Here is a 15,596-nt window from a genome sequence, read left to right on the forward strand (position 1 = left end):
CCCTCGACGCCAGGCGCTCCCGAGAAGTCAGGGATGCGCCGCGACGTCAGAGCCTCGCTCCGCTCAAGCTGCAGCGGACGTTCCGAGGAAACTGCTTGATAGCATGATCGTTGCGACCCTTCAATCCTGCCCGGGACGGAGTCCGGCGCCGCTTCGCGCCATACGCAAGCGCAGGTCGTCGAGCAGGGAACCGTATCGCCGCGCCGCAGCATAGTCCTTGCGCAGCGGCTGTCGGACCTGTGCCGCGCTGGCAGTGCGGACCTCTCGCGCATTCGCGTGATAATCGACGCAGCGCGCATCGAACGGAATGCCGCAATGCAACATGGCTTCCCGCAAACGCTCTTCGGGCGCGCCCAGCAACTCTTCATGCTGGAGCGGGTGGATCCAGGCTGGCCAGCGCGCCATCCAGACACTCATCGCGCGCTCGCATTCACGCCAGTAGGCGACGAGTTCGTCGAGGTCGTAGGTGAAGAATTGCGCGTCGTCGAAGTGATGCTTGAAACAACTCCAGAGCATCTCGAGCGGGTCGCGACGGCAATGGATGATGCGAGACGCGGGCAGCATGCGCCGGATCGCGCCGAGCGTCTGCCAGTTCGGCAACGTCTTGTCGGTGAAGTATCGCCGTTCGGTCGTGCGCCATCCGCACATGGCAAGGTACTCGTCGCCGAGACGGCTCCAGTCGGACGGAAGTGCATCCGGCAACCACGCCGGAAAGCGCTTTCCGCGCCGCCTCGATTCCGCCTGCAGCACCTGCGCGACGACGTTGTTCTCGCCGCTGCCCTGCACGTCCGGATGCGCCGACAGCATCTGCTCGACCAGCGTGGATCCCGAGCGCGGCATGCCGACCAGGAATACAAGACCTCGTCCGCGCGCATCGCCATCCGCCGGTTCCGGTGCCTGGGCGAGGCCGTCGAGCACGCCATCCATCAACGCCGTGAACGCCGCCGCATTCCAGCGCACCTGCTTGCGCTTTGCGCTGTTCGCCTGCACGAAAAGGCGATGCGCGGCCGGATAGTCGCCTGCGCGTTCGAGCAACGCGGCCAGGGCAAACGCGAGATCGACGCGCTGCGCCTGCGGCACCCGCCCGCTCGCCTGGAACTCGACCAGGCGCGCCAGTTCACCCGGCGAAGGCTGGAACGTGCCGAGGTTCGCCAGCCCTGCCCACGCCGGCACCGACTCCGCGTCACGCGCGAGCAGCACGCGCAACTCGCGTTCGGCCTCGTCGAGGTCGCCGAGCATCTTCAGCATTTCCGCGCGGCGCAGGCGCGCCGCGACATGCTCCGGCTGCAGGGCAAGCGCACGCTCGAACGCGAGGCATGCACCGTTCGTGTCGCCAGCGGAATCGAGCGCACAGCCCAGGTTGTACCAGGCCTCGGGCAACTGCGGGTCCAGCTCGACCGCGCGCCGGAACGAAACCTGTGCCGCCGCGACATCGCCGCTGCGCGCAAGCGCGACGCCCAGCTGGCAGGCGATGAGCGCGTCGTCCGGCGCACATTCCGCCGCTTCAAGCAGGCACTCCAGCGCGGCGCCGACTTCCCCGCGTTGCATCAGAGCGAAACCGCGCAGGCGCAGCAATTCCGGATGCTCCGGAATCTCCGTGGCCACGCGATCGAGCTCGGACAGCGCGCGGGCACTGTCATTTCGTTCGAGCGCACGCATCGTCTGTTCCGCGACGACGACGAGATGGACCGGCAAACCGGCGAATCGGTAACCGCGGCGCGGCGAGGAAGAAGGCATTCGAGCACCGTGTTGCGGGCGGCAATCGTCGTTTCTAACACAGCGCGCCGTTCGCGTCGAAACGGACCTCGATGTCCTTTGGCATTGAGCGGGGCGACTACCGCATTGCGTGCGGCGGCTACACCGTTCGCACCGAGCGCAGCGACTACACCGTTCGCATTGAGCGCAGCGAGCGATAGCGAGCGAAGTCGAAATGCCTGCGGAAGGCCCCTTCGACTCCGCGCCTGCGGCGCTGCGCTCAGGGCGAACGGAGCATGGTCGCGCCTGCGGCGCTGCGCTCAGGGCGAACGGGTTTCCATGAGCGAATGGGCCTCCCATGCCGTTCGCATTGAGCGCAGCGAGCGGTAGCGAGCGAAGTCGAAATGCCTGCGGAGCGCCCCTTCGACTGCGCGCCTGCGGCGCTGCGCTCGGGGCGAACGGAGCACAGTCTCCGTCTGCATCCGTCAGGCGAAGAAGCGCACCGCGTCGTCGAGATTCGCCGTGCGCGGCAACGGTGGCAGGCTCGCGAGGAACAGTTTGCCGTAGCCGCGCGTGGTCAGGCGCGGGTCGCACAGCATCAGCACGCCGCGATCATGCACGTCGCGGATCAAACGACCGGCGCCCTGACGCAGGGCGATCACGGCATTCGGCACCTGCCATTCGGTGAACGGATTGCCGCCGGCGTCGCGCAGCGCATCCAGTCGCGCGACCAGCACCGGGTCGTCGGGCGCGGCGAACGGCAGCTTGTCGATCACCACCACGCTCAGCGCGTCGCCGGCGACATCGACGCCCTCCCAGAAACTCGCCGCGCCGAGCAGCACGCCGTTGCCGGATTCGCGGAACGCGGTCAACAGCAGGTTGCGTGGCGCCGTTCCCTGCACGAACAACGGGAACGCGATGCGTTGCGGCAACAGTTCGGCCGCGCGGCGCAAGGCGCGGTGCGAGGTGAACAGCAGGAATGCGCGTCCGTTCGACGCTTCCAGTACCGGCACGACCGCGTCGATGACGCGATCGACGTAGTCCGCCGCGGATGGATCGGGCAGGCCACGCGGCAGGTACGCAAGCGCCTGGCGCCCGTAGTCGAACGGGCTGTCGACGCGCAGTTCGAGCGGATCGCTGAGACCGATCTGGCGCGCGAAATGCTCGAAGCGACCACCGACCGCCAGCGTCGCCGAGGTGAAGATCCACGCGGCCTGGCTTTGCGCGCGCAGCTCGCGCAGCGGACCGGCAATGTCGAGTGGCGTCGCGTGGAAGGCGAAGCCGTGCGCGCTCAATTCGTACCAGTGCACCGCATCGCGCGCGCTGCCGTCGGTGAGGTGGGACAGCCGCGCCGCCTGTTCGGTCGCGCGCTCGCCGATGCTGGCCAGGCCGCGACTGCGCGCGGCATGCTTGTCGAGCGCCTCGGCCAGCGCGGCGAGTGCACCGGCAAGTTCGGCCAGCTCGCGCTCGACCTCGCTGTCGTGCTCGATCTGCACGAACGAGCCCTTGGTCGGGAAGCGGTCGAGCGCGAGGCGCAGCCGCTTGACCGCAAGCGTCAACGCCTCGATCGCCGGTTGCAGCGAGGCAAGCGCGCCGCTGACGTTCGCGCATTCGGCCAGCGTGTCGCCGGCGAGTTCGCTCAACTGGCGCGCCGACAACGTGACCGAGAAGAACTGCCCCGCGAGGTCGGGAATCTGGTGCGCCTCGTCGAGGATGAACGCGTGCGCGCCCGGCAGGATTTCGCCGAAGCCTTCCTGCTTGATCGCAAGGTCGGCGAACAGCAGGTGATGGTTGACGACGACAAGGTCCGCTTCCTGCGCGGCGCGGCGCGCCTTCACCACGAAGCAATCGTTGAACATCGGGCAATCCGCGCCGAGGCAGTTCTCGGTGGTCGAGGTCACTTTCGGCCACAGCAACGAGTCCTCCGCGACCTCTGCCAGCTCCGCGCGATCGCCCGCGAGCGTGCGCTGCGACCACACGCGGATCGCATGCAGTTGCGACACCTGCTCGCGGCTCGTGAAGCGACCCTCCTTGTATGTCTGTTCCAGCCGGTGCAGGCACAGGTAATTCGCGCGCCCCTTGAGCAAGGCGGCCGACAGGCGCGCGCCGAGCACTCCGCGCACCTGCGGCAGGTCGCGATGGAACAACTGGTCCTGCAGGGTCTTGGTGCCGGTCGAAACGATCACGCGTTTGCCCGACATCAGCGCCGGAACGAGGTAGGCGTAGGTCTTGCCGGTACCGGTACCGGCCTCGGCGACCAGCATCTGCCTATCCGCGATCGCTTCCTCGACCGCCGCCGCCATCGCCTGCTGCACCGCGCGCGGCGCGAAGCCGGGTACCTCGCGCGCGAAAGGACCCTCGGGACCGAGCAGGTCGGCAGCGGGGGAGCCGGGATGGGGGATCGGGGATTCGGGAGTTGGAAAAACCTTGCTCATCGTGGCGAACCCGACTTCGGCAGCGTCGCTCCGCCCCGGCTAGCCCCAATCCCCAATCGCGGCTCCACCATCACATCCGCAACACCGGTTTGATACGGCATTCCTTGAGGCGCTGGCGCGCGGAATCGGCGGTCACTGCATCGTCGAGCGCGGTGCGCGCCTCGACCACGGTCTGCCAGTTGCGTGCGCACAGGCTGCCCGAGCGCGGGCCGAGCGCATGGCTCTTCAGCGCGAGCTGCTCGGCTTCGTTCCATTGCGCTCGCGCGATCTCGATCTCGGCCTTGTACTGGAGCAGTTCGGGCGCATCCGGTGCGAGCTTGAGCGCATCGTCGGCATCCTGCGCGGCAGACGCGTAGTCCTGCCTCGATTCGGCGGCTCGCGCGGATTTGAGAAATCCCTCGATCGCCGCTTCGCGCAACGGCTGCACCTGTACGGCCGAGTCGAGACCGTCCCCCGCCGCGCGTATTGCGCGAACGGCAGCCGCGGTGTCGACGGGTGGTTTCGGCGGTGGCGGCGGCGGACCTGGATGCGCGCAGGCGGCAAGGTTCAGGGCAATCAGGATCGACGAAAGACGGTAAAGCTTCATGCGGTTCCGGGAATCTGGTGATACACGTGGGTGCGCAATTGTCTCATGGTCGCCGCATCGCGGTCCGCGATGCCGATGCGCTCGCTGGCATCGAGTCAGCCACCGTTGCCGTCGCCGAAGAAATTGCGCAACTGGTCGAGCGGGCAATGCTCCTCGTCCTCGGGCGGGTAGCCGACCGCGAACGGCAGTTCGCGCGCGCCCGAGCAACCCGAGTCGGTGCGCTTGCCCGATGCCGGCGCTATCCATGCGCGCTCGATACCGTCCTGCGGCACCACCAGCGGCGTCGTCGGCAGGCGCTTCATCAATTCGATCCAGATGCGCAGCCCGCCGGTGGAGCCGAACAGGCCGGTCGGCTTGTTGTCGTCGCGACCAACCCACGCAACCGCGAGCGTATCGCCGGTGAAGCCGGCGAACCACGAATCGCGTTGGGTATCGCTGGTGCCGGTCTTGCCCGCGGCATGCAGCCAGCCGAGGCCGGAGTCGTCAATCGCGTGCGCGGTGCCGCCGATCGCGACCTGCTGCATCGCGTACGTGACGAGGCGCGTCGCAGTCGTGTAGTCGCCACCGCCGGGCTTGATCTCGTAGCGCGACAGCGGCCGCCCTTTCGCATCGAGCACGCCTCGCACCGCGCGCAGCGGCAGAGCGTGACCATCGGCGGCGAGGTACTGGTACAGGCGCGCGACGTCGAACGGACTGAGATCGAGCGCGCCGAGCAGCATCGATGGATTTGGATTGATCGTGCGGCCGAGCTTGAACGATTCGAGGAAGCCGCGCACGCGATCGACACCGATGCGCTGGCCGAGGTTGATCGTGGCGAGGTTCCAGCTCTGCTTGAGCGCATCGACCAGCAACACCTGGCCGTGCGACTCGTGGTCATCATTCTCCGGGCGCCAGCGCCCGCCGCCTGGTTGCGGCAGGTCAATCGGGCCGTCGTCGAGCAGGGTCGCGAGCGAATAACGCTGGGGTTGCGCCAGCGCCACGAGGTTCACGAACGGCTTCACCAGCGAACCGATCGGCCGCAGCGCATCCAGCGCGCGATTGAAGCCCGGCTCGTCGACATCGCGACTGCCGATCACCGCCTGCACTTCGCCGTCGCGCGAACCCGTGACGACCAGCGCGGCCTCGACCGCATCGCCGCGCTTGCCGAGCGCGGCCAACGCCTTGTCGATCGCGTCCTCGCCGAGCGACTGCACCGATGGCGCGAGCGTGGTATGGATCGCGAGTCCGGCGCTGTTGAGTTCGGCGTCGGGGAAGTCCTGGCGGATCTGCCGGCGCACGAGATCGAGGAAGGCGGGATAGCGATCGCGCGGCAAGGTCGCATTGGCGGCAGTGCCGATCGGCTGCTTGCTCGCGCTCGCCAACGCGGCGTCGTCGAGCAGGCCGGTGTCGCGGAACACGCCGAGCACGATGTTGCGCCGGTTCAACGCGCGCTCGGGATTGCGGCGCGGGTCGTACAGGCTCGGCCCTTGCACCATGCCGACCAGCAGCGCGATGTCGGCCGCGCCGAGCGAGCGCAGGTCGCGACCGAAGTAGAACTCGCTTGCAGCAGCGAAGCCGTGCACGGCCTGCGCGCCCTGCTGGCCGAGGAACACCTCGTTGACGTAGGCCTCGAGGATGCGCGTCTTGTCGTAACGCGCCTCGATCAGCAGTGACAGCAACGCCTCGTTGCCCTTGCGCGCGAACGTCTGCCCGCGATCGAGGAACAGGTTCTTGACCAGCTGCTGGGTCAACGTCGAGCCGCCCTGCACGACGTGCCCGGCGACCAGGTTCGCCCATGCCGCACGCACGATCGCGCCGAGATTGATGCCGTGATGGTGCTTGAAGTCGCGATCCTCGACCGCCTGCAGGCCGGACAGCAGCAGCGGCGGAATCTCGCCGAGCGTGACGTAGCGGCGATCCTCCTGCTGTGTCCCGTACAGGGTCGCGATGCGCGCCGGATCGATGCGCGCACTGGCGAGCGCCACACCACTGTCGGCATCGACAAGGTTCGCGACGCGACCGTTCGCCAGCGTCAGCACGATGCGCTTCTCGCGTTCGCGTCCGTCGAGATAGACGAAACCGCGCCGCGCGATGGTCCAGCGCGCGCCGTCGCGGTGGAACGTCCCCGGCGACTTCGCCTGCGCATCCTCGTCATAGCGGGCGGCGTCGAGTTCGCTGCCGAGCATGTCCGCGTTCATCGGCATGCCGGACACCAATTGCAGTGGCCGCGCGTAGACGCGGCTCGGCAGTTGCCACGAAAGGTCGTCGAAACGGCCACGCACTTCGCGATCGAGCAGCCAGGTGTAGGGCACGAGGAAGCCGATCGCGAGGCCGAGACCGAGCAGGAACGGAATGCGCACGACGCGCCAGGCGACGTACAGGACGTTGAGCGAACTCGACAGGAAGGGCAAGCGCGTCGGCGATCGTGGCAGGGTCGGGTGAGTGTAGCCGCGTGGCGCGAAGAGCGGGGAGGTGCGTACGCACCGGCCGGTACGCGCAACTGACTTGCATGGCGCGCTGCGATGTCTTGAGCCCTGCCCTTCGAAGGAAGGGTTGGCTGGAGTTGGCGTTGCCCAAGCGGCGCATCGGCGCGAATACATGATCCCCTCCAAACCTCCCGCTTTCCAAGGGGGAGGCATCGAAGCGCGCAGAAGCCGGTTGTGGGGGCGGCGGAAGGCGCGATGCGTCTGCGTACCATGGAGAGCATCGCGCCTTCCGGCGCTCCCGCAAGGCGCTGGAATCGCATGGGATCGGCGATAATCCCCGCTTCGCCGCCACCCGCCCCGGAGTATTGATGCCCGCCAGCCCGTCTGCCGCCCCGCCCTCCGCGAACGACGGACCGGCGATGCGCGAAGCGCCGCTGCGCATCTGCATCTACGCGCTCGATGGTTCTTCCGCGGCGGAACTGGACGCGCTGCGCCTGCGGCTTCCTGGCAACGCGCGCATCGCCCTGTTCGGCCCGTGTGCAGATGCCGTGGAATGGCCGGATGCGGAACGTGTACGCGAGCCCGCGTTCGACGGCTGGCATCCGAATCAGGTGCTGGCCACCGCCGCCATCCGCTTCCGCAGCGAGAATCTCCTGCTCGTGCGAGCGGATCTGGAACCGCCCGACTTCGCATGCGAACGCCTGCTGCACGCACTCGAAGTCGAGGGCGTCGTCGGGGCATTGCCTCTCGACGACGATTGGCGGCGCCCCATTCCACCGGACTGCGGCGTCGATCGCGGCGCGCGCGAGCTCGATGCGCTTTGCTACGCATATTCCGGACGTGCATTGCATGACGATGCCGCCTTCTTCAGAAGCGCACCCGGATGGATGTCTGCCTGGCATGGCGAACGCCTCGCACGGCTTGGGCCAGACGACCTATGCAATCGGCTGCGCGCGCGCGATACGTTCGATGACGCCGGCCTCCGCATCGTCGTCCTCGACCACCTTTACGTTCATTGCACTCCCGCCATCCGCAAGCCGCTCCCTGCGGAGCGCAACCCGCGCGACCCGGCGCCGCCGTCATCACTCGCCCCGTTGCAGCAGCGCATCGCTGCGGCACTCGACTGGGCCGCCGCACCAGCCTGCCCGGGCCTCGACGCAAAGCCGGTGATCCTGCACATACTGCACGGCTGGGGTGGCGGCGCAGAACGCTGGGTGCGCGACTTCGCCGCCGCCGACACGCAGGCGCATCATCTCGTGCTGATCGCGCGCGGCAGCTTCGCGCGCCGCTGCCACGGCGAGTGGCTCGAACTCCATGACGGGTCGATGAGCGGCCTGCCGCTGCGGCGCTGGCCGTTGCCGCGTGCGATCGCCGATACGGCGCTCGCCGATGCCACCTACCGCAAACTGCTCGCCGACGTGCTGCGCACGTATTGCGTCGATGCGGTGATCGTCTCCTCGCTGATCGGCCACAGCCTGGATGCGCTGCGCACTGGCCTGCCGACGACCTGCGTCGTGCACGACCACTATCCGCTGTGGCCGGTCCTGCACCGCGACTTCGGCGACCCCGCGCTGCGCTTCGACGATGCGCAGCGCATGGCCGACCTCGCCGCGCAGGGCGACGACACCGAGTTCGCGAACCGTGATCCCGCGCACTGGCTGCACCTGCGCGACGGCTTCGTAGCCGCCGCGCTCGATGCACGCGCGACGCTGGTCGCGCCGAGCGGCTCCGCGCTCGCGAACCAGCTGCGCCTCGCGCCCGAACTCGCCGCGCTGCCCTCGCAGCTGATCGCGCACGGCCTTGCGGCATGGCCGGACGGCACCACGCGCACCGCCGCACCTCCCGCACGCGAGCGCCTGCGCCTGGTCATGACCGGCCGCGTGCGCAAGGGCAAGGGCGCCGAACTGCTCGCCGCCGCTCTGCCGCACTTGCGCGAGCACGCCGACCTTTTCCTGCTCGGCGCCGGCAGCGATGCGCATGCACTGTTCGGCGAGTCCGGCGTGCACGTGCTGCTCGATTATCGACGCGACGACTTGCCTGCCCTGCTCGCGCGCCTGCAACCGGACGCGGCGCTACTGCTGCCGACCGTCGCGGAAACCTTCAGCTACACGCTATCGGAACTGCGCAGTCTCGGCGTGCCCGTGATCGCGACGCGCGTCGGCGCGCTGGCCGAGCGCATCGAGGACGGCCGCGACGGGTTCCTCGTCGACGCGACCGCCGATGCGCTGGTCGCACGCATCACCGGGCTCGCGGCAGACCGCAGTGCGCTCGTGCGTGTGCGCGCGATGGGCAGCGCCGCTGCGACGACGGTCGCAATGGCGGCTGCCTACCATGCGGTGCTGCGCCTGCCGGCGCGGCCACCGCTGCGCTATCCACTCGCGGGCGTCGACGCCGCAGCGCTCGACGCCGCGACCGCCGCCGATGCGCTGCGTCGTTCACGCGCACAAGTGGCCGCTGTCTCGGCACAGCTAACCGCCGCAATGAAGGAAAGCGAGCGCCGCGGCGACTGGGGCCATGCACTCGACCGCGAGCTGGCACAGGTAAGACGCGAATTCGACGAGCGCACGACGTGGGCGCTCGCGCTCGACAAGGAACTGCAGGACGTCAAACCGCGCTATGAGCAGGTGCTCGCGAGCACGTCGTGGCGCATCACCGCGCCGCTGCGCGGCGCCAATGCGCGCCTGCGCAACCTGCGCGCCGCGCTCGCGTTCCGCGAAACGCGCCTGCGCAGCGCGATCGCGCGCACGCGCGGCAGCCTCGCCCAGCGCGGCTTCGGCGGCACGCTCGCGCGCATCGCGCAGGAGCTTCGCGGACGCAGCCCGACGCGACCGCGCACGACGTACGCCGAGCCGCGCGACGACGCGACGCCGTTCGTGCTGCCGACCCACGCGCAGCCGCGCGTGTCGATCATTATTCCCGTCTACAACAAGGTCGCGTACACGCTCGCCTGCCTGCGCTCGCTCGGCGAACACGCGGGCAGGGTGCCGTTCGAAGTCATCGTCGTCGACGACGGCTCCAGCGATGCGACGCCGGAGCGCCTCGCCGGCGTCGGCGGCATCCGCGCGCTCCGCAATGCCGAGAACCTCGGCTTCATCGGTTCGTGCAATGCCGGCGCCGCCGAGGCGCAGGGCGAGTACGTGCTGTTCCTCAACAACGACACGGTCGTGACCGCGGGCTGGCTCGACGCGCTCGTGCGCTGCATCGAACAGGCGCCGCAGGCGGGACTGGTCGGCGCCAAGCTCGTCTATCCCGACGGCCGCCTGCAGGAAGCGGGCGGCATCGTGTTCGACGATGCATCCGGCTGGAACTACGGCCGCTTCGAGGAACCGGACGACCCGCGCTATTCGTTCCGGCGAGAAGCAGACTATTGCTCCGGCGCGGCGATCCTGCTGCGTCGCGACCTGTTCGTGAAGCTCGGCCGGTTCGACACGCGCTACACGCCGGCCTACTACGAGGACACCGACCTTGCGTTCGCGGTGCGCGCGGCCGGGCTCAAGGTGTATGTCGAACCCGCGTCGGTGGTGGTCCATTTCGAGGGCATCACGTCCGGCACCGACACCGGCAGCGGAATCAAGCGCTACCAGGTCGTCAATCGCGAGAAATTCCAGGAAAAGTGGAAGGACGCGCTTGCGCGCCAGCCGCAGCCGGGCACGCCGATCGTGCTCGCCGCGACACATCGCGCAAAGAGGCGCGTGCTGATCATCGATGCGACGACACCGATGCCCGACCACGACTCCGGCTCGCTGCGCATGGTCAACCTCATGCGCGTGCTCGCCGATCTCGGCTGCCAGACGAGTTTCCTGCCGGAGAACCGCCTGTACGTCGAGCGCTACACCGACGCGCTGCAGGAACTCGGCGTCGAAGCGTTGTACGCGCCGTACGCACAGGATCCGGTCAGGTTCCTGCGCGAGCGCGGGCGCGAGTTCGACCTGGTGATCCTCTCGCGCCACTACGTCGCGGCGCCGTTCCTCGGCCTCGTGCGCCTGCATGCGCCGCAGGCGCGGCTCGCGTTCGACACGGTCGACCTGCACTATCTGCGCGAACAGCGCGCCGCCGAACTCGCTGGCGACGCCGCGCTCGCGCGCCACGCCGCCGCGACACGCGCGCAGGAGCTGAAACTCATCCGCGAAAGCGACGTCACCCTCGTCGTCAGCCCGGTCGAGCAGGAACTGCTCGCGCGCGACGCGCCCGGCGCGCGCGTCGAGGTGCTGTCGAACGTGCACGAGGTCTACGGCTGCCGCAAACCGTTCGGCGAACGCCGCGATCTCGTCTTCGTCGGAGGCTTCCAGCATCCGCCGAACACCGACGCGGTCGAATGGTTCGCCGGCGAAGTGTTCGCGCGCGTGCGCGCCGAATTGCCGGGTGTCCGCTTCCACGTGATCGGCAGCCGCGTGCCGCCGGCGATCCGAGCGCTCGCCGACGACGCGGTGATCGTGCACGGTTTCGTGGAGGACATCCTGCCGTACATGGACGGCTGCCGCATCTCGGTCGCGCCGCTGCGCTACGGCGCCGGCGTCAAGGGCAAGGTCAACATGGCGATGAGCTGCGGATTGCCGGTGGTGGCGACGACCGTCGCGGTCGAAGGCATGCACGTCGTCGCCGGCAGCGACGTGCTCGTCGCCGACGACGCCGCGGCGTTCGCGGCCGCGGTCGTGCGCCTGTACCGGGACGAGGCGTTGTGGAACACGTTGTCGGCGAACGGCCTCGCCAATGTCGAACGACATTTCTCGTTCGCGGCCGCGCGCGCGGCGGTCGAGCGGCTGCTGTGATGCTCGACTGGATCGCGATCATCGCCGGATTGGTGCTGCTGTGGGCGATCCTCGTCGCTCGCCAGCTCGCCTCGATCCGGCTTCCGGAGCTGCGTTGGGTGCCGACGCCGTCGGCGCGCGCCCCGGCCGCGTATGCCGACCTCTACGAACAGGCCGACGCGGACCTTCGCGCGCTCGGCTTCGCTCCACGCGGCTGGGTGTGCGCGACTGACATCGGCACCGGCACACGCACGCCCATGCACGCGTACGCGCATGCGCATGCCTGCGCGGTCGCACTCGTGCAACAACCGGTGGATCCGGCCCGTGCCGATCGCCTGGTGGTTTCGATCGGCCAGATGCTCGCCGATGGCTGCTCGCTCAGCAGCTTTCGCACCAGCCTCATCGACGAGTTGTTCGATACGCCGCGCCATCGCCGGCGCAGCTTCGACGTCGACGACATCTCCACGCTTTGGCAAGCGCACCAGCAATGGCGGCAGGAGTTCGCGATTGCCGATGCTGACGACGCCATCGGGACACTCGACGACATCGTCGCCGGCATGTCGCGCCGCTTCGGCACCTTCGTCGACGCCCTGCTTGCCGCGCGCACGCTGCGGCGCGCAAGCGACGGCAGCCTGCGCCTGCGCACCGGAACCATGTGGCGCCTGCTGCGCGCCCTGCGCCGTGCCCGGAATGGGCGAGCCGCCGCCGTGCCACTCGAGCCCGCGCGCGAGCGCGCTTTGCTGCCGCTGGTGGAGCGCATGTGCGAACGCGCGCCGACGCGCGGCACGCAGTGGCTGCTGCTCGCTGCAACCACCCTGCTGTTCACCCTGCTCGGTGGCCTGTTGTGGGGCTGGACCTACGCCGCGCTGATCGCCGGCGCGTTGCTGCTGCACGAAGGCGGGCACTGGCTGGCGATGCGCGTGCTCGGCTATCGCAACGTGCAGGTGGTGCTGCTGCCGCTGATCGGCGGCATCACCACCGGCGTGGAGCGCGATCCACGCGGCAGCCATCGCGCGATCGTCAGCCTGATGGGGCCGCTGCCGGGCATCGTGCTCGGCTGGGCGCTGCTCGCGTTCGCGATGCGTGGCGGACATACCGGACTGCTTCCGGCCGCGAGCGTACTGCTCGCGCTCAACTACCTCAACCTGCTGCCGCTGCCGCCGCTCGATGGCGGACACTTCGTGCAGTCGCTGCTGCCTCGCGGCTGGGTCTGGCTGGAAGTATTGCTGCTCGTCGCCTTCATGCTCGCCACCGTCGTGCTGATCGTCTTCACGCAATGGTGGCTGCTGCTCGTGCTGGTCGCCATGCAGGCCACTGCACTGGGCATCAACTTCAGCAACGCGCGGCTCGTCGAGAACATCCGTGCCGAGGGCGATCCGCTGACATTGGCGCGACACGAACTGGATGATCGCATCGTCGCTGCCGTCGTGCGCGACCGGCCACGCGCACCGCCGCTGCAGCGGCTGCAAAGAGCGCTGCGCCTGCGCACGCTGCTGTTGTTGCGGCCACCGCGCGTGATGACGCGCATCGCACTGCTGCTCGTGTACCTGGCAGCGTTCGCCGTGCCGCCACTGGCCAGCCCGGCCCTGCGCGATACCGCGCAACTCTGGCTGGCTTCTCGCGGCACACATGTCACCGCCGCAGCCAACGCACGCGCCGATCGCTACCTGCGGCGCCTGCGCGAACAGGAACGGGCATCCGCCGCGCTCGACGACGCGCACCTGCTCGCAGGCATCGAGGCGGCGGCGGATGCGCAACGCGTGATCGACGAATCCGCTCAACCGCCAGCGGTGACGAAGATTCCGGACGAGGCCGCATTCGCGGCGGCGCAGGCGCGGCTTGGCAGTCCGCTGCCGGCGGGCTATCGCGAACTCGCGCGCGCTCCGCAGCGTTACCTGCTCGAGCTGCGCGCGCCGGATCGCCTCGTGCGCGCCGGCGACGAGCTGTCCGACTGGCTCGATCAATGGACCGAGCACGGCCAGCACGAGGTGCCGGTGTTTGCGACGGCTGCCAACAGCGACGATGAACCCAGCGTGCTGACGCGCGCGCGGCTCGCACAGGCACTCGTCATCGGCGGCAATGCCGAATTCGGCCTGCTGCTCCACGACGCCGAAGGCGATGCCTGCTGTCGCATCATCGAGTTCAGTGACGAGGATGCGAGCGGCTACCGGGATCTTCACGCCTGGCTGGTCGCGCAGCACGTGCAGCGCACGCTGATGGCCGAGGACATGCGCGAGCTGCAGGCGCGCCGCGCGAGCGCGCTCGCCGCCACGGCCACGCTCGACGTCGACGCGCTGGTGTCCGCGCTGGGTGCGTCCGCCCACGCCCCGGGATGGCGCCAGGTGGATACCTCGCCACGCAGCAGCGACTCGATCGAAGCCGCCGTCGCGCGCGTCGGCGATCTGCCGGACGACTATCGCGCGTTGCTCGCCCTGCGCAACGGCGTGCCCGCTGCCGGGCTGCTGCCGCTGGAACGCATCGCGCGCGCCGACGCCGCCGCGATCGCACAGCTGATCGGCACCGCGCCGATCACGCGCATCGACGACGACGGCAATCCGCAGGGCACATTCAACGCCAGCGACGTCGCCTCGCCCGCCATCGTCATCGGCACCTGGCAACCATATCGCGGCGAAGCCGACGTGCTTGCGCGCGCATCCGTGTTGCTGGTGCGTTTCGCCGATGCCCCGCCTCGCTACCTCGACATCGGCCGGCATCGCGCCTACGCGAGCCTGCGCGCACTGTTGCGCGAGCAACTCGCCTGGCGCCGCGCGTCCCTGTGGGATTTCGACGGAACCGCCGAACAGGAGCGAGGGCAGGTCAGGCCGGAATAGGGCGGGCCGAGCCGCGCAGCAGCGAGTTCCACCGAATGCGAACCGGCGACACGCCCTCTGCGCGTACCGCCCTACGCGTCTTCAGAACGTCGCGGTCGATTCGAAGATGCCGCCGCGCAGTGCTGCCCAGCGGCTCTCGCCTTCGGGTTGCGCGTCGGGGCCGGAGCGGCGTTCACGCAGCACGACCGAGCGGTCGCGGTGGCGAAGGAGCAGGCTGCCGGCGCGGGTGCCGTACTTTTCGCCGCGGATGAAGATCGGCGCCAGGCGGCGTTCGAGATCGAGGCCGATGCCGGTGTCGGGCAGGTCCTCGTCGGCCGGTTGCGTTTCGTCGATCAAGAGGTCGAGCAGGCGGTTCTCGTCGTCGACCACGCCGCTGCGCACGAGATCGTCGAAGCGCCGCTGCAGGCGTTCGGTCTTCGGCCAGTGCACGCCGATCGCGCCGTTGCTGATCACGTGCACGCCGGGTCGCAGGCGCCGCATCAGGCCCTCGGCGCTGCCCAGCGCGTACACGCCGTCGGCATCCCCGACGACGAGGTTGAACGGACCGTAGTCGCCGACTTGCGCGCGCAGCAGGTCGAGGTAAACGATAGGCGTTGCTGTGCCGAGCACGAAGTCGCGCACCAGCGCGCCACGCGAATTCGGCGCGGTCGCCGGAATGCCGGTGCGCAGGTTCGTCACCGCCGCGAAGCGGCCATCGTTGCGCAGCGCGAGCCACGCCCCGCCGGCAACGAGATCGCGCCCGCCGACGACGCGCGCGTCCTCGTCCCACGGCGCCACCGCTGCGCTCGCGCGACCGTGGAACTCGTCGCGGTTCCCAAGCAGCAGCAGCGGCAGTTCGGGCGTGACATCAATGGCGACGAGGAGCAGGCACATGCTGAGGGCCGAGGGATGGGGGC

The 15,596-nt window shown here is 69.1% G+C and carries 7 protein-coding genes; 2 read left to right on the top strand and 5 right to left on the bottom strand.

Annotated elements, in window-relative coordinates; all coding sequences use genetic code 11:
- Window positions 1-120: 120 nt before the first annotated feature.
- From ACILRJ_RS12155 to mrcB, 4 genes are all read right to left on the bottom strand, one after another.
- A complete protein-coding gene (locus tag ACILRJ_RS12155; RefSeq protein WP_395683451.1) occupies window positions 121-1,737 on the bottom strand; it encodes a tetratricopeptide repeat-containing sulfotransferase family protein in 1,617 nt (538 codons plus the stop codon).
- Window positions 1,738-2,180: 443 nt separating this feature from the next.
- Window positions 2,181-4,130 (bottom strand): ATP-dependent DNA helicase, encoded by a 1,950-nt coding sequence (locus tag ACILRJ_RS12160; RefSeq protein ID WP_395683452.1) that lies wholly within the window; start codon window positions 4,128-4,130, stop codon window positions 2,181-2,183.
- Between the two features lie 70 nt (window positions 4,131-4,200).
- Complete coding sequence (locus ACILRJ_RS12165) at window positions 4,201-4,716, bottom strand: tetratricopeptide repeat protein (protein ID WP_395683453.1); 516 nt, start codon at window positions 4,714-4,716, stop codon at window positions 4,201-4,203.
- 95 nt (window positions 4,717-4,811) lie between these two features.
- Window positions 4,812-7,106, bottom strand: a complete 2,295-nt coding sequence (gene mrcB / locus ACILRJ_RS12170; RefSeq protein WP_395683454.1) for a penicillin-binding protein 1B — start codon at window positions 7,104-7,106, stop codon at window positions 4,812-4,814.
- Window positions 7,107-7,489: 383 nt separating this feature from the next.
- Here mrcB and ACILRJ_RS12175 point away from each other — a divergent pair, with 383 nt between their 5' ends.
- Window positions 7,490-11,890 (top strand): glycosyltransferase, encoded by a 4,401-nt coding sequence (locus ACILRJ_RS12175; RefSeq protein ID WP_395683455.1) that lies wholly within the window; start codon window positions 7,490-7,492, stop codon window positions 11,888-11,890.
- Window positions 11,890-14,700, top strand: coding sequence for a hypothetical protein (locus ACILRJ_RS12180; protein WP_395683456.1), 2,811 nt, complete (start codon window positions 11,890-11,892; stop codon window positions 14,698-14,700). The genes ACILRJ_RS12175 and ACILRJ_RS12180 overlap by 1 nt, the downstream gene beginning before the upstream one ends.
- An 81-nt stretch (window positions 14,701-14,781) precedes the next feature.
- On the opposite strand, the gene ACILRJ_RS12185 is transcribed toward ACILRJ_RS12180, so the two are convergent.
- Complete coding sequence (locus ACILRJ_RS12185) at window positions 14,782-15,573, bottom strand: NRDE family protein (protein ID WP_395683457.1); 792 nt, start codon at window positions 15,571-15,573, stop codon at window positions 14,782-14,784.
- Window positions 15,574-15,596: the final 23 nt, after the last annotated feature.

Source organism: Dokdonella sp. (assembly GCF_044227025.1).
In the GTDB taxonomy this organism is placed as follows: domain Bacteria; phylum Pseudomonadota; class Gammaproteobacteria; order Xanthomonadales; family Rhodanobacteraceae; genus Dokdonella_A.

Excerpts from the sequence above, each read along its gene's own strand:
- ACILRJ_RS12155 (WP_395683451.1), bottom strand. The coding sequence starts at position 1,737 with ATGCCTTCTTCCTCGCCGCGCCGCGGTTACCGATTCGCCGGTTTGCCG.
- ACILRJ_RS12160 (WP_395683452.1), bottom strand. The coding sequence starts at position 4,130 with ATGAGCAAGGTTTTTCCAACTCCCGAATCCCCGATCCCCCATCCCGGC.
- ACILRJ_RS12165 (WP_395683453.1), bottom strand. The coding sequence starts at position 4,716 with ATGAAGCTTTACCGTCTTTCGTCGATCCTGATTGCCCTGAACCTTGCC.
- ACILRJ_RS12175 (WP_395683455.1), top strand. The coding sequence starts at position 7,490 with ATGCCCGCCAGCCCGTCTGCCGCCCCGCCCTCCGCGAACGACGGACCG.
- ACILRJ_RS12180 (WP_395683456.1), top strand. The coding sequence starts at position 11,890 with ATGCTCGACTGGATCGCGATCATCGCCGGATTGGTGCTGCTGTGGGCG.
- ACILRJ_RS12185 (WP_395683457.1), bottom strand. The coding sequence starts at position 15,573 with ATGTGCCTGCTCCTCGTCGCCATTGATGTCACGCCCGAACTGCCGCTG.